The 17,243-nt window shown below is 72.8% G+C and carries 20 protein-coding genes; 8 read left to right on the top strand and 12 right to left on the bottom strand.

Features of this window, described 5'->3' with window-relative positions; genetic code table 11:
• Positions 1-69 precede the first annotated feature (69 nt).
• Entirely contained in the window at positions 70-429 is a 360-nt protein-coding gene (locus HNR19_RS07050; protein WP_179667251.1) for a hypothetical protein, read from the top strand.
• Here the strand turns inward: HNR19_RS07050 and HNR19_RS07045 are convergent.
• Positions 409-2,076 carry a protein kinase domain-containing protein gene (locus HNR19_RS07045; protein ID WP_179667250.1) on the bottom strand — a complete coding sequence of 556 codons (1,668 nt, stop codon included), beginning with the start codon at positions 2,074-2,076 and terminating at the stop codon, positions 409-411. The genes HNR19_RS07050 and HNR19_RS07045 overlap by 21 nt on opposite strands.
• Before the next feature lie 136 nt (positions 2,077-2,212).
• Here HNR19_RS07045 and HNR19_RS07040 point away from each other — a divergent pair, with 136 nt between their 5' ends.
• Together HNR19_RS07040 and HNR19_RS07035 are read left to right on the top strand one after the other, a co-directional pair.
• Positions 2,213-2,695, top strand: a complete 483-nt coding sequence (locus HNR19_RS07040) for an SRPBCC domain-containing protein (protein WP_179667249.1) — start codon at positions 2,213-2,215, stop codon at positions 2,693-2,695.
• The gene (locus tag HNR19_RS07035) at positions 2,692-3,039 is read left to right on the top strand and encodes an ArsR/SmtB family transcription factor (protein WP_179667248.1); all 348 of its coding nucleotides are present in this window, start codon (positions 2,692-2,694) and stop codon (positions 3,037-3,039) included. The genes HNR19_RS07040 and HNR19_RS07035 overlap by 4 nt, the downstream gene beginning before the upstream one ends.
• Positions 3,040-3,047: 8 nt before the next feature.
• Here the strand turns inward: HNR19_RS07035 and HNR19_RS07030 are convergent, their stop codons facing one another.
• Entirely contained in the window at positions 3,048-3,449 is a 402-nt protein-coding gene (locus HNR19_RS07030; protein WP_179667247.1) for an MmcQ/YjbR family DNA-binding protein, read from the bottom strand.
• 68 nt (positions 3,450-3,517) lie between these two features.
• On the opposite strand from HNR19_RS07030, the gene HNR19_RS07025 reads away from it, so the two are divergent.
• Both HNR19_RS07025 and HNR19_RS07020 read left to right on the top strand, forming a co-directional pair.
• Positions 3,518-4,150: an SRPBCC family protein gene (locus tag HNR19_RS07025; RefSeq protein ID WP_179667246.1), complete on the top strand. Its 633-nt coding sequence runs from the start codon at positions 3,518-3,520 to the stop codon at positions 4,148-4,150.
• Positions 4,150-4,473, top strand: coding sequence for an ArsR/SmtB family transcription factor (locus HNR19_RS07020; RefSeq protein ID WP_179667245.1), 324 nt, complete (start codon positions 4,150-4,152; stop codon positions 4,471-4,473). Before HNR19_RS07025 ends, HNR19_RS07020 begins: the two co-directional genes overlap by 1 nt.
• Positions 4,474-4,476: 3 nt before the next feature.
• On the opposite strand, the gene HNR19_RS07015 is transcribed toward HNR19_RS07020, so the two are convergent.
• The 3 genes from HNR19_RS07015 to HNR19_RS07005 are packed head-to-tail and all read right to left on the bottom strand — an operon-like array spanning position 4,477 to position 6,850.
• Positions 4,477-5,556: a branched-chain amino acid aminotransferase gene (locus HNR19_RS07015; RefSeq protein ID WP_179667244.1), complete on the bottom strand. Its 1,080-nt coding sequence runs from the start codon at positions 5,554-5,556 to the stop codon at positions 4,477-4,479.
• Between the two features lie 30 nt (positions 5,557-5,586).
• Positions 5,587-6,687 carry a 3-isopropylmalate dehydrogenase gene (locus tag HNR19_RS07010; RefSeq protein WP_179667243.1) on the bottom strand — a complete coding sequence of 367 codons (1,101 nt, stop codon included), beginning with the start codon at positions 6,685-6,687 and terminating at the stop codon, positions 5,587-5,589.
• A 10-nt stretch (positions 6,688-6,697) separates the two neighbouring features.
• A complete protein-coding gene (locus tag HNR19_RS07005) occupies positions 6,698-6,850 on the bottom strand; it encodes a hypothetical protein (RefSeq protein WP_179667242.1) in 153 nt (50 codons plus the stop codon).
• A 266-nt stretch (positions 6,851-7,116) separates the two neighbouring features.
• On the opposite strand from HNR19_RS07005, the gene HNR19_RS07000 reads away from it, so the two are divergent.
• The gene (locus HNR19_RS07000) at positions 7,117-7,686 is read left to right on the top strand and encodes a class I SAM-dependent methyltransferase (protein ID WP_179667241.1); all 570 of its coding nucleotides are present in this window, start codon (positions 7,117-7,119) and stop codon (positions 7,684-7,686) included.
• A gap of 10 nt (positions 7,687-7,696) precedes the next feature.
• On the opposite strand, the gene HNR19_RS06995 is transcribed toward HNR19_RS07000, so the two are convergent.
• A complete protein-coding gene (locus tag HNR19_RS06995; RefSeq protein WP_343047090.1) occupies positions 7,697-8,254 on the bottom strand; it encodes a TetR/AcrR family transcriptional regulator in 558 nt (185 codons plus the stop codon).
• A 28-nt stretch (positions 8,255-8,282) separates the two neighbouring features.
• Positions 8,283-9,269: an LLM class flavin-dependent oxidoreductase gene (locus HNR19_RS06990; RefSeq protein WP_179667239.1), complete on the bottom strand. Its 987-nt coding sequence runs from the start codon at positions 9,267-9,269 to the stop codon at positions 8,283-8,285.
• Positions 9,270-9,331: 62 nt separating this feature from the next.
• Here HNR19_RS06990 and HNR19_RS06985 point away from each other — a divergent pair, with 62 nt between their 5' ends.
• Both HNR19_RS06985 and HNR19_RS06980 read left to right on the top strand, forming a co-directional pair.
• On the top strand, positions 9,332-10,060 hold the full coding sequence (locus HNR19_RS06985) for an FMN-dependent NADH-azoreductase (protein WP_343047089.1): 729 nt from the start codon (positions 9,332-9,334) through the stop codon (positions 10,058-10,060).
• Entirely contained in the window at positions 10,060-10,383 is a 324-nt protein-coding gene (locus tag HNR19_RS06980) for a DMT family transporter (RefSeq protein WP_179667238.1), read from the top strand. Before HNR19_RS06985 ends, HNR19_RS06980 begins: the two co-directional genes overlap by 1 nt.
• Before the next feature lie 15 nt (positions 10,384-10,398).
• On the opposite strand, the gene HNR19_RS06975 is transcribed toward HNR19_RS06980, so the two are convergent.
• From HNR19_RS06975 to HNR19_RS06955, 5 genes are read right to left on the bottom strand one after another with little or no spacing between them, the layout of a single operon-like run.
• Positions 10,399-11,187 carry an FHA domain-containing protein gene (locus HNR19_RS06975; RefSeq protein WP_179667237.1) on the bottom strand — a complete coding sequence of 263 codons (789 nt, stop codon included), beginning with the start codon at positions 11,185-11,187 and terminating at the stop codon, positions 10,399-10,401.
• A 5-nt stretch (positions 11,188-11,192) separates the two neighbouring features.
• Positions 11,193-12,476, bottom strand: a complete 1,284-nt coding sequence (locus HNR19_RS06970) for a vWA domain-containing protein (RefSeq protein ID WP_179667236.1) — start codon at positions 12,474-12,476, stop codon at positions 11,193-11,195.
• Positions 12,469-13,716 carry a zinc-ribbon domain-containing protein gene (locus tag HNR19_RS06965; RefSeq protein WP_179667235.1) on the bottom strand — a complete coding sequence of 416 codons (1,248 nt, stop codon included), beginning with the start codon at positions 13,714-13,716 and terminating at the stop codon, positions 12,469-12,471. The genes HNR19_RS06970 and HNR19_RS06965 overlap by 8 nt, the downstream gene beginning before the upstream one ends.
• On the bottom strand, positions 13,713-16,133 hold the full coding sequence (locus HNR19_RS06960; protein WP_179667234.1) for a serine/threonine-protein kinase: 2,421 nt from the start codon (positions 16,131-16,133) through the stop codon (positions 13,713-13,715). Before HNR19_RS06960 ends, HNR19_RS06965 begins: the two co-directional genes overlap by 4 nt.
• On the bottom strand, positions 16,130-17,242 hold the full coding sequence (locus tag HNR19_RS06955; RefSeq protein WP_179667233.1) for a hypothetical protein: 1,113 nt from the start codon (positions 17,240-17,242) through the stop codon (positions 16,130-16,132). Before HNR19_RS06955 ends, HNR19_RS06960 begins: the two co-directional genes overlap by 4 nt.
• Between the last annotated feature and the right edge of the window lies 1 nt (position 17,243).

The raw sequence follows: 17,243 nt of genomic DNA, 5'->3' as shown, positions 1-17,243 counted from the left end.
CCTGCCACGACCCGCCCGGCCGGACAGGGGGTCTCGCCATCCGGCGTCCCGCGCGGGCAGGATGCGGCCATGCCGTCGCTCTGGTCGATCCGCTCCCGCAACTCGATGCTCAGCATCGCCTCCAGCGAGTCGTTCATGTCGATCGGGTCGGCCGGCTCGGCCTTCTCCATCGGCTCGGTCGGCTCGTTCGCGTCCGCCGGGTCGCTCGGCTCCTCGATGGCCCTGCTCTCCGTCGGGTCGCACCAGTCCCGGTGGTCGATCGGCTCCGCGCAGTCCGACGGCGTGGTCGGCGGGTTCCAGGAGTCGGCGCGCCCGGCGCCGTCGCTCCTCGGCGCGATCGTCGGTGGCCTGGCCCTCGCCGGACTCGCCTGGTGGGCCGCAGGCGTCGCGATCAGGGCACTGGAGGCGTCACAGGCCGAACGGGCCTGACGCCGCGGGCAGCCACTCGATCCCGCGGCTCGCGACGACCGCGCCGAGCACGACGGCCGCGACGAGCAGCCCGCCGCACAGGGCCGACCACGGCACCCAGCCGCGGCTCAGCGGATGGACCACCCGCGAGAGCGGCCCGCGGAAGCGGCTGCTCGCGATGCCGGTCCACAGCGCGACGCCCAGCGCCGTACCGCCGGTGAAGAGCATCGTCGCGACCCCGGTCGCGAGGGCGTAGCAGATCAGCCCCGCGGCGGCGGCGATGCCGGCGCTCCACAGCACCAGCACGACGGTGCCGGTGATCGCGCGCACCAGGTGCCACGGGCTGGACACGACGAACCCGATCCCGTCGTGCCACTTGGCCCCGCGCGCGACCCGCTTGTGGGCGAGCGACGACGCCGCGAGCGAGCCCGCCCGGAGCAGCCACACGGCGACGAGGACGCCGGCGGCGGTGACGTACGGCGCCGCGGCCGTCGCCGCGCCGAGCAGGATCGCCCCGCACCCGACGGCGACACCGCGGCGCAACCGCTCCGCGAGCGGCGGCCTCGGCGCGACCGGCGGGTAGGGGGCGCCCCACTGCTCGTCCCACTCCTGCCCCAGCCGCTCCATCGCGTGCGCCGGCGGAGCCGGCGGACCGGGCTGGGCGGGACCCAGTGTCGGCGCCGCGGCCGGGAACGGCGCGGCCGGCGGCACCGGGCCGACCTCGGTCTCGAGCACCCGGGTGGGTCGGGCCGGAGGCGGCGGAGGCAGCACCGGTGCGGGCGCACCACCCTGCGCTGCGACCGCCAGCGGGAGCGTGAAGTCGTCGGCGACCGGAGGGTCGGCCACGGGCAGCTCGGGGCGGGTGCTCAGCGGCCGGATCCAGGCGAGGATCTCGTGCAGGCTCGGCCGCTCCAGCGGGTCGGGCGACAGGGCGGCGTCGACCACCTCGCGCAGCGACCCGGTCAGCCCACCGAGGTCGTGTTCGCCGCGGCGGGCGCGGTCCATGATCGCCATCGACGGTCCGCGGCCGTACGGCGCGCGGCCGTTGCCCGCGTAGGCCACCGTCGCCGCCCACGCGTGCACGTCGGACGCGGGCGTGGCGTCGTCGCCGTACAGGATCTCCGGCGCGAGGTAGCCCGGCGTGCCCAGCAGCCAGCCGGTCTGGGTGAGGCGCGGGTCGTCGGCGACGCGCGCGAGCCCGAAGTCGATGAGGATCGGGGTGCGGCCCTCCATCAGCACGTTGGACGGCTTCACGTCGCGGTGGAGCACGCCGGCGGAGTGCACCGCGGCGATCCCCTCGGCCAGGCACCCCGCGAGCCAGTGGAGGTCGCGGTCGGCGATCGGCCCCTCCTCCGCCACGTGGTCGTGAAGAGAGAGGCCCGGGACGTAGCGGGTGACGACGTAGGGCACGTCGGCCCACGGGTCGGCGTCGAGGATCTCGGCGATCCACGGGCTGCGCACCCTCTCGAGGGAGGCCACCTCCCGCGCCAGCCGGGCCCGCGCCTCGTTGTCGCCCACGACGTGCGGGCGCAGCACCTTGAGCGCCACCCGACGGCCGTCGGCCCCGCGGGCGAGGTGGACGATGCCCATGCCGCCCTCGCCGAGCTTGGTGAGCACGGCGTAGTCGCCGACGCGGGTCGGCTGCGCGCTCTGGGGCTGGCTCGTCACGCGCAAAGGCTACCCGCGGAGAGGCCGTCCGAAGCCCAGGCTGCGCCTGAGGCCCGCCGCGTCGCGCAACGCCGGGTTGCGCCGGCGTGCCCGCGTGGGTACCGTCTTCTGCAACCGGCGGTTGCAGGAGGCAGGAATGCGGACAGAGGGCACGGACACCGAGCTCGGCAGCATCGAGCGCGAGCTCTACATCGACGCGGCGCCCGAGGTGGTCTACGAGGTCATCAGCGACCCCGAGCACGTCAAGGAGTGGTGGCCCGACGACGCGGCGTACGACGTCTCCCCCGGCGCGACCGGCACGATCACGTTCGGCGACGTCGCCGACGGCGGCAAGGTCGTCACGCTGACGGTGATCGAGGCGATCCCGCCGCGGTCGTTCACGTTCCGCTGGATCCACGAGGCCGGCGAGGACGCCCGCGAGGGCAACTCGCTGCTCGTGACCTTCGAGCTGGTGCCGACGGGCAGCGGGACCACGGTGCGGTTCAAGGAGACCGGCTTCCGCGAGATGGGCTGGGAGGTCGCGCAGCTCGAGGAGACCTACTTCGACCACACGTCCGGCTGGGACTACTTCCTGCCCAAGCTGGTCGCCTACGCCCCGACCGCGGTCGCGCGGCGATGAGCGCCCAGCCGCGCACCGGGGTCGACGACGAGCTGTGGTCGGCGATCGGCGACCCGACGCGGCGCCGGATGCTCGACCTGCTGCTCAGTGACGGCGTCGGCACGGCGACCTCGCTCAGCGCCCAGCTCCCGGTGACCCGACAGGCGGTGACCAAGCACCTCGCGGTGCTCGACCGCGTCGGCCTCGTCGCCTCCAGCACCGCGGGCCGGGAGCGCCGGTTCCACGTCAACCAGGCCCAGCTCGAGCGGGCGGCCGCCCAGCTCGCCGCCGTCGGCACCGCGTGGGACGCGCGGCTGGCGCGCATCAAGCGGATCGCCGAGGCGGTCGAGCGCCGACAGAAGTAGGCAGGTCCTCAGCCGCGTGCGTCGAGCTCGGCGACCAGCCGCTTCGGCGCGACCCGCCGGTACGACGCATCCGCGAGCTCGGCGATCTCCGCCCAGTCGATGTCGGGCGAGGCCAGGTCGATCGCGCGGCCGCCGTACGGCCCGTAATAGGCGGGCACGAAGAAGCGCGGGTCCTCGTCGATCGCCGGCAGGTCGACGGCGTCGGGGGTGAAGATGAACGCGCTCGGCACCTGCCGGTGCTCCCCCGGCCGCAGCTTCTCGGACCCGCCGAACGCCGCGAAGATCTTGCCCGCGCGAAACGTCGGCCGGCCGTGGCTGATGCGCTCCTCGGCGCCGGGCAGCGCGAGGCAGATCTCCCGGAGCTCGGCGAGACCCGGGTCGTCGTCGCTGAACACGATCGGGTGGGCCATGCGCCCAGTGAACCATCGGCCGCCGACGACGCTGGCTTTATATCAGCGTTGCCTGATATAAAGCAGACATGACCTTCACTCCCGCCGACCACCTGGGCGCGGTCGACCGCGCCCTCTCCACCACGACGCGCGACGGGCAGGAGCTGCGCGTCCTCGTCGTGACCCGCACGTTCGACGCCCCGCCCGACGAGGTGTGGGACGCCCTCACCACGGCCGAGCGGATCGACCGCTGGCTGATGCCCGTCTCCGGCGACCTCCGCCTCGGCGGCCGCTTCCAGCTCGAGGGCAACGCGGGAGGCGAGGTCCTCGCCTGCGAGCCGCCCGAGCGGCTGTCGATCACCTGGGAGTACGACGGCATGAGCTGGGTCGACGCGACGCTGACGCCCGAGGGCGACCGCACGCTGCTCCGGCTCGAGCACTCCGCCCCGGTTCCGCCCGAGATGTGGGAGCAGTTCGGGCCGGGAGCGGTCGGCATCGGCTGGGAGATGATGCTGATGGGCCTCGGCGAGCACCTCGCCGCGCCCGAGTGGAGGCGCCCCGAGTCCCCGGAGGAGATGCCCGACCTGTCGGGCTTCATGGCCGGGAGCAGCGCCGCATGGGGCGAGGCGGACGCGGCCTTCGGCACCGACCCCGAGCAGGCCCGTGCCGCGGCGGCCCGTTGCCTGGCGGCCTACACCGGTGCACCGGACGACGGGGCCTGATGCACGCGTTCGACGTCCTCGGAGACCCGGTCCGCAGGCGGATCCTGGAGCTGCTGGCCGAGGGCGAGCACGCCTCCGGCGAGGTCGTCGCCGTCATCGCCGACGAGTTCGGCATCAGCCAGCCGGCCGTCTCGATGCACCTCCGCGTGCTCCGCGACAGCGGCTTCGCGACCGTGCGCCCCGAGGGCACGCGCCGGATCTACGCGATCGACGCCGCGCCGCTCGCCGAGGTCGACGCGTGGCTGCACCCGTTCCGGCGGTTCTGGGAGCAGCGACTCGACGCACTCGAGACCGAGATCGCGCGGGGACGCCGGTCGCGGTGACGCTCAGACGATGCGGTGCATCCAGCCGAAGGTGTCGTCGGCCCGGCCGAGCTGCACGTCGACGAGCGCCTGGCGGATCCGCATCGTCAGGTCCGTCGACGCGGGCGCCGGCGTCTCGCCGCCGTCCCACTTGAGCGAGCCGACCGGCGTGACCACAGCGGCCGTGCCGCACGCGAAGACCTCGGTGATCCGGCCGCTGGAGACGCCGTCGCGCCACTCGTCGATGCCGAACTTCCGCTCGGTGACGTGGTGGCCCATCTTGCCCGCCAGCTCGATGATCGACGAGCGCGTGATGCCCTCGAGGATGGTGCCGGTCTCGGGCGTGACGATCGAGCCGTCGTCGAACACGAAGTACATGTTCATGCCGCCGAGCTCCTCGACGTACCGGCCCTCCTGAGCGTCGAGGAAGACGACCTGGTCGCAGCCGTTGGCGTAGGCCTCCTGCTGCGCGACGAGCGACGACGCGTAATTGCCGCCCGTCTTGGCGGCGCCCATGCCGCCGCGGCCGGCGCGGGTGTACTCCTCGGTCAGCCACAGCGTCACGGGCTTCACGCCGCCCTTGAAATAGGCGCCGGCGGGGCTGGTGATCACCATGAACGTGACGTGCTCGGCGGGCCGCACGCCGAGGAACTTCTCGGAGGCGAACATGAACGGCCGCACGTAGAGGCTCTTCTCGCCACCCTCGGGATTGCCCGGCACCCACCGCTGGTCGACCTTCACCAGCTCGGTCACGGCCTGGACGAAGTCGTCGGGCTCGAGCACGGGCAGCGCCAGCCGGTGGCTGGAGCGCACCATCCGCTTGGCGTTCTCCTCGGGCCGGAACGACCAGATGGAGCCGTCGTCGTGGCGGTAGGCCTTCATGCCCTCGAAGGTCTCCTGCGCGTAGTGCAGCACGGCCGCCGCCGGGTCGAGCGTGATCGGGCCGTACGGCGTGATCCGCGCCTTGTGCCAGCCGTCGGCCGGCGTCCACTCCACCGTGAACATGTGGTCGCTGAAGTTGGTGCCGAAACCGGGGTTGGACAGGATCTCCGCGAGCCGCGCGTCGTCGGTGGGGTTCGCGGCAAGCGTGGTGGTGATCTCCATGGCGGCCACTTTAGTGGGACTTCCTAGTAATTACAGCCGGGCAGCGATCGCATCGCCGACCTCGGGGGTACGGCGCTGCGCGCCCGGCGTGCGGGCGGCGAGATCCGCGACGACGGCCTCCTCGATGCGGGCCGCCGCCTCGGGGTGACCGAGGTGGTCGAGCAGCAGCGCACCGGAGAGGATCGCGGCGGTGGGGTCGGCGACCAGCTGGCCCGCGATGTCGGGGGCCGAGCCGTGCACCGGCTCGAACATCGACGGCGCGGTGCGGTCGGGGTTGACGTTGCCGGACGCGGCCAGGCCGATGCCGCCGGTGATCGCGGCGGCGAGGTCGGTGACGATGTCGCCGAAGAGGTTGTCGGTGACGATGACGTCGAAGCGCTGGGGGTCGGTCGCGAGGTAGATCATGACCGCGTCGATGTGGCAGTAGTCGGTGGCGACGTCGGGGTGCTCGGCGGCGACCTTCTCGAACAGGCGCCACCACAGCGAGCCGGCGTTGACGAGCACGTTGGTCTTGTGGACCAGGGTGAGCTTCTTCCGCGGCCGGCGCTCGGCTCGGGCGAACGCGTCACGGATGACGCGCTCGACGCCGTACGCCGTGTTGACGGAGACCTCCGTGGCGACCTCGGCCGGCGTGCCGACGCGGAGCGCGCCGCCGTTGCCGGTGTAGGGGCCCTCGGTGCCCTCGCGGACCACGACGAAGTCGACGTCGCCCTTGGCGAGCACGTCCGCGGACAGCGGGGAGACCGCGCCGGGGAAGATCCGCGACGGGCGCAGGTTGACGTAGTGGTCGAGCTCGAACCGCAGCCTGAGCAGCAGGCCGCGCTCGAGGATGCCCGGCGGCAGGTTCGGGTCGTTGGGCTTGCCGCCCACCGCGCCGAGCAGGATGGCGTCGGCCCTGCGGATCTCCTCGAGCACCGAGTCGGGCAGCACCTCGCCGGTCGCCAGGTAGTTCTCGGCGCCCAGGGCGTAGTGGGTCTGCTCGAACTTCAGGCCCTCGGGGGCCGCGACCTCGAGCACCTTCAGCGCCTCGGCCGTGACCTCGGGACCGATGCCGTCGCCGGGGACGACGGCGAGCGCCACGCTCCCCTCTGCCGGGGTGGGACTGGTGCTCGGGGAGGACGTCTCGCTCATACGTCCGACGTTAGTTGTCGTCGGGGCGCAGGTCCGTCGCGTCTCGCAGGTCAGTCCCCTGCTCGAAGGGACCGGCGTCCTGGTGCAGCGGGTGGTCCGGGTCGTGGGCCGCGGGACCCCAGAACGTCGGGGCGGGGGTGCGGGTGAAGGCGGTGGTGCTCATGACGATGTCTCGCTCTCGGGACGGGCTTGTCAACGATTGTCGAGAAGCCCATGCCGGCGATGGTGGAGCAACGCCGCAGACACCGCGGCGAGGTGGCCTCTCTCAGGCCTCGCCGCGGCGTTCGATGGATACTGCGAGAGCAGCGAACGTCCGCATGGTGGGGCAAGCGTACGGCGGCCGCCGGCTCCTGTCGCGGGATTTCCGCAGCGTGTTCGCCATCCGAGATGCAGGTCACCCTGTTTGAACCGCCGGGGAAGACTGCTCTGGTGAGCGCGCCCCCAGACCTGCCTGACGTGGTGAGCCGCGCCTTCGACGTCTCTCGCCGCGCGGGCTACGTGTCGTTCTGCCGCAACGAGACCGGCCGGCTGCTGGCCATGCTGGCCGCGACGCGCAGCGGCATCATGGCCGAGTTCGGCACCGGTTGCGGCGTCGGCACCGCGTGGCTGCGGTCGGGCGTGCGCGACCGCAACGCCCGCATCATCACCGCCGAGCTCGACCCCCGCCTGGCCAAGGCCGCGGCCGAGATCTTCACCGACGACCCGCTCGTCGACGTGCTCGAGGCCGACTGGTCGACGCTGATGGACAAGGGTCCCTACTCGCTGCTCTTCCTCGACTCCGGCGACCCGGAGGCGGTCGCCGTCGACAAGCTCGCCGACCTGCTCGAGCCCGGCGGGATCGTCGTGCTCGACGACTTCTACCCGTGCGAGCTGTGGCCGCCCATCACCGGCGGCCGGGTCGACACCCTCCGCGAGCACTGGCTCACCGACGATCGCTTCACCGCGGTCGAGGTGATGGTCGCGCCCGACTCCTCAGCGATCATCGCCACCCGCCGCTGACCCGGCGGCCTCAGCCCAGCACGCGGTGCGCCATCTCCGCGAGGCTGTCCCGGATGCGCTGCTCGTCGAGCTTCAGCCGCCTGCGCTGGTGCAGGTAGACGTCCGGCGCGATCGGGGCCAGCAGGAGGTCGACCGTCGCCTCGGGGTCCGGAACGGCGCCTCCGCGAAGCAGGGCCAGCACGTGAGCTCGCCAGAAGCCGTAGGCCCCCACGGAGAACCGCTCGTGGCCGACCTCCGTGCCGAGGACGAGGGAGCCGTGCCGCTCGAGCAGGTCGACCATGGCGCCGTAGAACGCGGCCAGGCGATCGCCCGGGGGCGCGCCCGGGCCGAGCGGCGGCTCTCCCCGCATCATCCGTTCCTGCAGCTCGACCTCGTGCTCGCCCAGGAGCGCCGCGGCCACGGAGGCGAGGTCGGGGAACCGTCGGTAGAGCGTGGCCTTGCCGACGCCGGCGGCCTGGGCGATCTGCTCCATCGAGACGTCTGCCGGATCGTGCTCGGAGAAGAGGCGTGCGGCGGCGTCCAGCAGGCGCTCGGTGTTGCGCTGCGCGTCCGCTCGCTGCGCCCTCACATCGCAACCGTAGTGGACGGCCACCCCGTCACCCCTCCGCGACTGCCGGGCCGGCGAGGCTGTCGCTGAGCTGCCGCATGGTCACGGAAAGGCGCTCGGGTGGGAACAGCCAGAGTCCGACACTGTCCGCACCCGCGTCCAGCAGCGCCCCGATCCGCTCCGTCACGGTGTCGGGGTCGCCGGCGACGGCCAGGTCCCTGACCCAGTGGTCGGGCACGGCGTACGCGCCTCCGGTTGCCCGGCGCTCGGCGATCTCCGAAGCCAGGGACGATCGGGTCACGAGCGCGGTGTGTGCCTCCGCGCCGACGAAGAAGCCGACCGCGTCGCGGACCGCGTCCACGGCCCGGCGCTCCTCGTCGTCGACGGCGGCGAGCGCGAACGCGGTGACCCGCGGTACCGGCCGCCCGGCCTCCTGCGCGCCCGAGGCGATGACCCGCTTGGCCCACCGGACGTACGTCGGGCTCGCCAGGACCGAGAGGAGCACCCCGTCCGCCCTCGCGCCCGCGAGCCGCAAGGCCCGCTCGTTCACCGCGCCGATCCACAGCTCCGGGGGGCTCTGCGGAGGGAAGGCGAGCGCGATGTCGTCGAAGTGGTGCTGGCTCGTCGGCGTGTCGACGGCGTCGCCCCGGAGCAGACGTCCCACCGCGTCGTACGTCTCGGCGACCGTGGTGAGCGGTCGGTCCGGCAGGAGACCCATCTGCTCCAGCCAGTGACGGTTGCCTAGTCCGATGGCCGCCCGGGTGCGCCCGGGATGGAGGCGGGCGATGCCCGCGAGCTCCATGGCGAGGACTGCCGGGTGCCGGGTCATCACGCTCGCCAGACCCAGGCCGGCAGGGATCGACGAGGTCGACGACAGCAGCTGCGTCAGACCCGACATCCCGCCGGTGAAGAAGCAGTCCTCGGAGAACCAGAGCTCCCCGAAGCCCAGCTCCTCCGCGAGCCTTGCTCCGCTCGGCAGTGCCTCGGGCGGGGTCAGGCTGCCGAAGACGATTCCGATCTGGTGCAGGTCGACCATGGCGGTTCCTTCGTGTGAGTGGTGACGGCGTCCGTACGACGTCGTCGGGTTCGGAGGAATAAGTGGACGGTGCGTCCACTTATTCCTCCGAACTCACCACCCACCACCCATGCCAAAGGAGCTTGATCGTGCACCTACTTCATCTCGACTCGAGTGCTCGCAGGGATTCCGTCTCCCGTCGCCTGGGGCAGGAGTTCGCCTCGGTCTTCCGGACAGACCCGGGGGCCTCGGTCACGTACCGCGATCTCGCGGCGCAGCCGGTGCCGCACATCACCGAGGGATGGACCCGGATCTGCGACAACCTGCTCCGGGACCAGATCTCCGACCTCTCCGAGCTGCATCGCGGCGCACGCACCACGGAGGAGAGGGCCGCCTGGGCCGTCGTCGAGCCCCTGCTCGCCGAGCTGGTCGCGGCCGACGTCGTGCTCATCTCGGCCCCGATGTACAACTTCGGCATCCCGTCCTCGCTCAAGGCGTGGATCGACCAGGTCACCTTCCCGCGGATGAACCTGGGGCACCGGCGGTTCGTCGTGGCAGCGGCGCAGGGGGGCAGCTACACACCCGGCCGGCCGCGGGCACCGATGGAGCACCACGTCCGGTACCTCTCGGACTTCATCGTGGGTCACTACTCCGTGGAACCGCCGATCTCCGTCGTCGCCGAGCTCAACAACGCGAGGGTCGACCCTGCGCTGGCCCATCTCCAGGAAGCCCACGAGGCCTCGCTCGCGGACGCGATCGCGTCCGCGCGGGCGGCGGCACGGCAGGTCATCCCGCTCGAGGAGGTCCGGTGATGCACAGCTCTTGGTGGTGGCTCCTCGCCGCCGGATTGGTGGAGGTGGCCTGGACCCAGAGCATCAAGCCGACCGACGGTTTCACCAGGCCCGTTCCGACGATCGTCTGCTTCGTGCTCGGCGTCAGTGCGGTGTTCCTCCTCAGCCGGGCCATGGAGGGCCTCCCCGTGGGACTGGCCTACTGCGCCTTCACCGGGATCGGCGCCATCGGCGCGGTCGGGGTCGGTGTCCTCTGGAGCGGCGATCGGCTCTCCGCGGCGCGGTTGATGGGCCTCGCCCTCCTGATCTCAGGGCTGCTCGTCGTGCGGCTGGGCGAGGAGTGAGCCCGGCGGCGCGAATCAGACCTCGCCAGGCGTGGCGCGGCGCAGCACGATCCGCGTCCAGGCACCGAGGTAGACCTTGTCGTCGGGGGCGATCTCGCGCTTCTCCCCCGGCGGGACCGGCTGCTGGGGCAGCGCGCCGGTGGCGCCGCCGACGTACGTGCCGTTGGACGAGCCGAGGTCCTCGACCCACCAGCGCTTGCCGTCGGTCGTGAACTGGCAGTGGCGGCGGCTGATGCCGCTGTCGGTCGCCAGGTCGATGTCGGGGTGGATGTTGCGGCTGCGCGACGTACGCCCGACGAGGATCGACTTCGTCTTCAGCGGCACGACCGTCGGCACGCCGGCAGACGGGAGCGGGTCGTCGCTGTCCTGGTCGGCGTACCAGTCGGGGTCGATCCAGACCTCGGCCACCCACGAGTCCTCCAGCGGCGGCGCGACGGGCGTGGCCGGCTCGTCAGGAGCCGCGGCGGCCTCAGCCGTGGGCGGGTCGTCGGTGCCGGCGGACGGCGTCGTCACCGGCGGGGGCAGGCCGATGTCGAGCGACGACGGCTCGATCGGGCGCGGCATCGTGCCCGTGGTGAAGTCGTAGCCGCACGCCTCGCAGAACAGCGCGTTGGCCGGGTTGGCCGCCTGGCAGTTCGGGCACTCCGACGTGTCCGGCGCCGGCGCGGTCGCCGGGTCCGGCGCCGGCGGCGGCGCGTCGGGCGCGGCCGGCTGTCCCCCGCCACCGGCAGGGATGGGCAGCCCGCAGACGTCGCAGTAGTCGTCGGAGGCGGACTGGTGGCCCGAGGGACAGGTGCTGGTCACGAGACCTAGTTTTCCTTACGGACGCGAGTGGTCTTGGTCGAGGCGGTGTCGAGCGCCATCTCGTCGGCCTTGTCGACGGCCCGCTTGAGCCGCACCGTGCCCTCGGCCTCGCTGTCGATCTCGACGACCTTGCGGAGCTTGCTCGTCGCCTCCTCGTTGCCCGTCTCGGCGGCGAGCTGTACGGCGCGGCCGAGCTTGGTCGTGGCGGTGGCCTCGTCGCCCGCGGCCTTCGCCGCCAGCCCCTCCTGGATCGCGGCCGCGAGCTCGGTCTGCCCTGTGTAGTGGGCGACTTGCTGGTCGATCTTCGCGGTCAGCTCGGAGTTGTTGGACCAGGTCGCCTTGACCAGGCCCTGCGTGACGACGTCGTTGCCGAGGGCGAGCTGCACCCGTGCGGCGAGCTGCTCCTGCCCGATCGCCTTGGCGGCCACCCGGATCGCCACGTGGTAGTCGCGCGACTCGTCGGCCCACGCACCCGTCGGATAGTCGCCCGTGAGCGGGTTGACCGCGACCCGGCGGTCGGTGAGGTCCTCGAGCGTCGGCGCCACCTGGCGCACGAACAGGACCTGCGCGCCCTGCGGCGTCCAGACCCGGAGCGACGCGTCCGCGACCCCGCGCGACATCGCGTTGCGCATGATCTCCTGGAACTGCGCACGCATCTGCTCGGGCCTCGGGATGATGTCGACGGTGCCGAGCAGGGCCTGGGCGATGCGGCGGATCTCGGCGACCTGCCAGTCGGTGCCGGCGCCGCGGCAGTCGCACTGGAAGTAGCCGGTCGCGCGGCGGATCGCCTCGTCGAGCTTGCCGGGGCGCTCGCGGTTCTCGCCATCGGTGAGCAGGAGCGCGTGGCGCTGGGTCACCTCGGGCACCGAGGCGAACAACTGCCCCGCCAGGTCGAGCCAGGTGCTGATCGCCGTACCGCCGCTGCCGACGAAGCGCGAGATCGCCGCGGACGCCTCCTCGCGGACCCGGGTGTCCATGCGCACCATGCCGGGGCCGCTCGACACCGGCGGGTAGGCCAGCATCGCGCGGTCGGCGCCGGCGACGACGGCGAACCAGGTGCCGTCGACGATCTCGGCGAGGGCTGCCTGCGCGGCGTCCTTGGCGGCGGCCATGGTCGCCGGTCCCATCGAGCCGGACGTGTCGACGATGATGATCTCGCCCGCGTCGCCGGACCCGCTCTGGCCGGCGGTGCCGGCTCCCTTGCAGGTGATCGTGACGATCGCGTTGACGTCCGTCCCGCCGTCGGGCAGGAACTCGTTCTGGTAGACGGCGGCGGTGAACTCAGCCATCGGTGGGCGCTCCCTCTCCTGCTGCGGGCCCCGCGGTCGGCGGGGTGTCTGGTGCATTCTGCCCGACCGGCGGAGGCGGCGGCGGGGGTACGTCGGCCGCGGCCGGGGGTGGCGGGGGTACGTCGGCCGCGGCCGGCGGTGGCGGCGGCTCGACCGGCTCGGGCATCGCGCCGACCCGCGCCAGCGCGGCAGTGATGTTGTCGACGCCGCCGCAGCTGTTGGCGAAGTCGACCAGCTTGGCGGCGAGCGCGGTCGGGTCACTCGTGCCGGCCTTGGCGATCTCGTCCTTGAGCGCGCCCGGTTCCGAGGCGTAGTTCCACAGGCCGTCGGAGCACACCAGTACCCAGCCGTCGCCGGAGACGTCGATCGCGCCGGTCATCGGCACGATGTCCTCGGCGTCGCGGCCGAGCCACTTGGTGATCGCGTGCGCCTGCGGACCGGACTCGGCCTCCTTGCGCGGCATGCCGGCGGCGATCTGCGCCTGCGCGATCGAGTCGTCGACCGAGAGCTGCACGCCCGGCGCGTCGTCGGGCAGCCAGTAGGAGCGCGAGTCTCCGATGTTGGCGTAGTGCAGCCGGTTGCCCTCGAGCACCGCGGCGGAGAAGGTGGCGGACGCCGGGTTGGGCGAGTCCGGGTCGGTGACCGCGATGATCGCGGTGTTGGCGGCGGCCGCGGCGTCGTTGAACACCTTCGTGATGGCCGCCGACCTGCTGTCCGGCGTACCCATGCCCGACGGCAGCGGCATCCTCAGCACCTCGCGCGCGGCGCGCGCGCCGGCCAGCGAGGCGACGTCGGAGTCGATCGAGTTGGAGACGCCGTCCATCACGACGAGGACGGCTCGGGAGCCGGGCTCGGGCCCGGCCAGCAGGGCCATCGCGTCCTCGTTGCGGCTCTTGCCGACGCCCTTGTCACAGACCCCGCCGACCCACGACGCCGGGCTCTCCCGGAAGTGGTCGCGCTCGCTGGGCGCCTTGGTGCCGCAGGACATGCAGTAGAGGTCGGGTCCGACCTCTCCCCCGCAGTTCGGGCACGGCCGCCGACCGGGGTCGGGCAACGGGTCGGGCAGGGCGTCGTGGGGCCGCCGGGTGGGCGCGCTGATCGGCGCGTCGCCGAGGGGGTGGTCCTCGACCTGCTCGGGCGGCGTCAGCGGAGCGGGCGCGTCGGCGCCGACCTGGGCACCGCAGTTCTCGCAGAAGCGGGCACCCTCGGCCAGCGCCGTGCCGCAGGAGGGACAGGTCACGTGAGGCTCCAGTTCCGTACGGCGTTCGCCTGGTTGACCAGGTCGACGCGCTCCTTCAGGTCGTTGGTGTCGCGCGCGAGGCTGCGCAGCGCCGCCTCGATGCCGTCGCGGATGCCCGCCTCCGACGCCTGCACCGACCCGATGTGCACGCCGGCCCGGGGCGGGTTGGAGGCGACCACGGGAAGCGCCTCGCTGAGGATCCGCACGGTGAACCGCTGCCGTGTCGGGTTGTCGAGCTGCGCCCGCTCGATCGTGTTCATCGCCTGGTCGAGCACCGTCAGGTCCTGCGCGCTCCCCGCGAGCAGCACCTCCGCCCGCTGCTGGCGACTCTCGATGTAGCCCCGGCTGGTGTTGGGCACGAGGTCGAGCGCGGCGACGGCACCGGTCGTGTCGCCCTGGTCGGCGCGCACCCGCGCCATCCCGAAGGCGGCGGGCGCGACGTACGCCGCATCCGTGGATGCGCAGGTCTGGTAGAGACCCTCGGCGACCTCCGGCAGACCGCCGCGCTCGCACGCGAACGCCAGCGCCAGCTTGGGCGCGAGCTCGCCGGGGACCTGCTGGTAGACCGCGTTGAACGCCGCCTTGGCGGTGTCCCAGTCGGCGACCTGGACGGCGGCGAGGCCCTCACCCCAGAGCGCCCGCCACTCCCAGGGGTCGTCGGCGAGGAGCTTCGCGGCGAACTGTCTCGCGGCGGTGGCGTCGTTGGACTCCAGCGCCGCCTGGATGCGGGCGAGCCACACCTCGGCGGAGTCCTCCGGCGCGGCCGAGAGGTCCTTGAGCCGCTGGACCGGGTCCTCGGCGCCGATCGTCTGGAGCCAGCCGTGCTGCGGGTCGGTGGTGTCGGGGCGCAGCCTGGGCAGCTGGCTCCATTCCGCGATCGGACGCGCGGTCGCGAGCGGCTCGAAGAGGACTGACGCCGCCGACGTGGTCGCCGGTCCCGAACGTCGCCGAGCGACGACCTCGCGGAGCACACCGAGCACCTGGGTACGCAGCTCGTCGACGGAGGCGAACCGGTCGGCCGGGTCGGGAGCGCAGCACTTGCGCACCAGCCAGTAGAGCGAGTCGTACTGCTGGAACAGCGGCGTCGACTCCACCGGTGGCAGGCTGTGCAGGTAGGTGCCTTGGTAGCCGCGGAACTCCATCGTCAGCACCAGCAGGGTGCGGCCGATCGTGTAGATGTCGGACGCGACGCTGGGGCCGACCTCGGCCACCTCGGGCGCCTGGTAGCCGACGGTGCCGTAGATCGCGGAGTCCTGGTCGTCGATGCGGCGCACGCCGCCGAGGTCGATCAGCTTCATCGCGTCGCCGACCTGGATCATGTTGTCGGGCTTGAAGTCGCAGTAGACGAGCCCGAGGTCGTGCAGGTACTGGAACGCGGGCAGCAGCTCCAGGATGTAGGCGAGCGCCTGGTCCACCGGCAGCGGGTCGTAGGCGCCGTTGTTGGCGGCCATCCGCTGCTTGAGGATCTGCTTCAGCGACTTGCCGCCGACGTACTCCATGACGATGTAGCCGGCGCCCTCGTGGGTCACGAAGTTGTAGATCTCGACGATCGCCGGGTGCTCGACCTGGGCCAGGAACTGCTGCTCCGCGATCGCGGCCGCTAGGAGATCGGGGTCGACGGAGTTGAGCAGGCCCTTGAGCACGACCCACCGGTTGGACACGTTGCGGTCGCGCGCGAGGTAGATCCAGCCCATGCCGCCGTGCGCCAGCGCGCCGGCCACCTCGTACTGGTTGGCGACGAGGTCGCCCTGCTTGAGCTTGGCGCTGAACGAGAACTGGGTGCCGCAGTTGGGGCAGAAGCCCTCGCTGCGGCCGGGCTTCCCGTCGATGCTCCGGCCGACCGGCTTGCCGCACTTGGCGCAGCTGCGCTTGTCCTCCGGCACCTGGGCATTGGCCATGATCGCCTTCGCCGCGTCGACCGGCGGGGCCGGCGGCACCGTGGTGAGTCCGGCGCCGAGCCGGGCCGCGCGCATCCGCTGCGAGCCGGTGCGGGTACGCCGGGTCGCGCCGCTGCCGCCCGGAGCCCGCTTCGAGCCGATGGCCGCCGACTGCACGCGGCTGGCGGACGTGGCGACCGAGCCCTCGCCCGAGGAGAGCGGCTGCGCCTCGGCGACGGCAGCAGCCTCCTTGACCCTGGCGCCGGGCACGGCGGGCGACCCGCACAGGTCGCAGTAGCCGTCGAGGATCTTGCCGGTGCACCCGGGCTGCGTGCACGCGGTGCCGTTTGCCACGGGGGCGGCACCTCCGGCGGTTGAGCCTGTCGAAACCCCGGTCGCGGCCGTGCCGACCGCCGCGGTCGGGATGGGGCTCTTCGCCGACGCGGTGCCCTCCGGCGCGGCCATGCCGCACGTGTCGCAGTAGCCGTCGACGATCGTGCCGGTGCAGCCCGGCTGGGTGCAGGTAGCTCCACTGCTCATGACTTGTTGCCTTCCGTCTGGAGCCAGGTCTGGTAGGTCGCCACCATCTGCCGGGCGATCGCCATCGGCGTGGGGCGTCGGTCGAGCACGTCGCGAGCGGCCTTCTCGCTGGCGGCGAGGTCGGGGTGGTCGCCGATGCGCAGGGCGTGCGCCTTCGCGACGTAGGAGTCGAGGAGCGCGACCAGGTCGGTGTGCTCGGCGAGCGCGTCGGCGTACTTGTGCTGCGCGAACTCCAGCGCCTGCGAGACCCGGTCGAGCTTCTCGAGGTAGGGCCCGATCGCGTCCGGCGTCACCGGCACCGGACCGAGCGCCTCGACGTCGGGTACGGCGAACCGCGGCGCCGGCGAGACGGTGGCGACGCAGGTGGCGGCGAGCTTCTCGAGCGCGGCCTCGCGCTGCTCGAGGTCGGCGCGCAGCTCGCGGGCCGAGAGCACCTGGCTGCGCGCGTCGCGGCGACGGGCGTTGCCGACGATCAGGTCGCGCTCGAACATCGTCGCGTCGACCTCGAGCGGCCCGAGCAGGCCGCCGACGTCGGCGCCGCGCTCGGCGCGGTCGGCGATCGAGTCGAGTCGCAGCATCAGCCCGGCGAGCCGGTGCGCCGCGGACTCGCGGGTGCTGGCGGGCTCGAGGCCGACCTGGTCGCGGATCCGCTCGAGCTGGGCCCGCACGTCGCGGATCCGGCCGGCCGTCTCGACCGCGCCGGGCGCGAGCGAGAGAGTCGCGGTGAGCTGCCCGGTGAGCGCGTCGCAGAGCCGGCAGGCCTCGGGCATCGAGACCGCGAGACCACCGGGCATCTGCGCGGCTCCGTCGAGGCGCCCCCACACCAGCGCGGAGATCCGCTCCCGCTCCTGCTGCATCACCCGGCCACCGTCCCAGGTGGCGAAGACCAGCTGGTAGCGGTCGGAGATCGCCTGCCACAGCGCCAGCGCCAGCTGCATGTCGGACGCGACCTCGTTGCCCCGGCCGGCCGCGAGCGCGGTCTGGTCGAGGTCGTCGAGCTCGGCGCGACGGTCGCGCAGCCAGGTGTCCAGCTCGCCGAGGTAGCGCTGGATCGCCGCCGGCTCGAGCGCCTCGCCGAGCCGGCCCGGTGCGATGGGGGCGGTGGTCAAG

This window comes from Nocardioides thalensis (assembly GCF_013410655.1).
Classification (GTDB): Bacteria; Actinomycetota; Actinomycetes; order Propionibacteriales; family Nocardioidaceae; genus Nocardioides; species Nocardioides thalensis.
The sequence above is the reverse complement of the archived record's forward strand: the minus strand, read 5'-3'. Positions and strand labels throughout refer to the sequence as shown.

Coding starts and splice junctions, on each gene's coding strand:
- HNR19_RS07050 (WP_179667251.1), top strand. CDS start 70: ATGCCGTCGCTCTGGTCGATCCGCTCCCGCAACTCGATGCTCAGCATC.
- HNR19_RS07040 (WP_179667249.1), top strand. CDS start 2,213: ATGCGGACAGAGGGCACGGACACCGAGCTCGGCAGCATCGAGCGCGAG.
- HNR19_RS07035 (WP_179667248.1), top strand. CDS start 2,692: ATGAGCGCCCAGCCGCGCACCGGGGTCGACGACGAGCTGTGGTCGGCG.
- HNR19_RS07030 (WP_179667247.1), bottom strand. CDS start 3,449: ATGGCCCACCCGATCGTGTTCAGCGACGACGACCCGGGTCTCGCCGAG.
- HNR19_RS07025 (WP_179667246.1), top strand. CDS start 3,518: ATGACCTTCACTCCCGCCGACCACCTGGGCGCGGTCGACCGCGCCCTC.
- HNR19_RS07020 (WP_179667245.1), top strand. CDS start 4,150: ATGCACGCGTTCGACGTCCTCGGAGACCCGGTCCGCAGGCGGATCCTG.
- HNR19_RS07015 (WP_179667244.1), bottom strand. CDS start 5,556: ATGGAGATCACCACCACGCTTGCCGCGAACCCCACCGACGACGCGCGG.
- HNR19_RS07010 (WP_179667243.1), bottom strand. CDS start 6,687: ATGAGCGAGACGTCCTCCCCGAGCACCAGTCCCACCCCGGCAGAGGGG.
- HNR19_RS07005 (WP_179667242.1), bottom strand. CDS start 6,850: ATGAGCACCACCGCCTTCACCCGCACCCCCGCCCCGACGTTCTGGGGT.
- HNR19_RS06990 (WP_179667239.1), bottom strand. CDS start 9,269: ATGGTCGACCTGCACCAGATCGGAATCGTCTTCGGCAGCCTGACCCCG.
- HNR19_RS06980 (WP_179667238.1), top strand. CDS start 10,060: ATGCACAGCTCTTGGTGGTGGCTCCTCGCCGCCGGATTGGTGGAGGTG.
- HNR19_RS06970 (WP_179667236.1), bottom strand. CDS start 12,476: ATGGCTGAGTTCACCGCCGCCGTCTACCAGAACGAGTTCCTGCCCGAC.
- HNR19_RS06960 (WP_179667234.1), bottom strand. CDS start 16,133: ATGAGCAGTGGAGCTACCTGCACCCAGCCGGGCTGCACCGGCACGATC.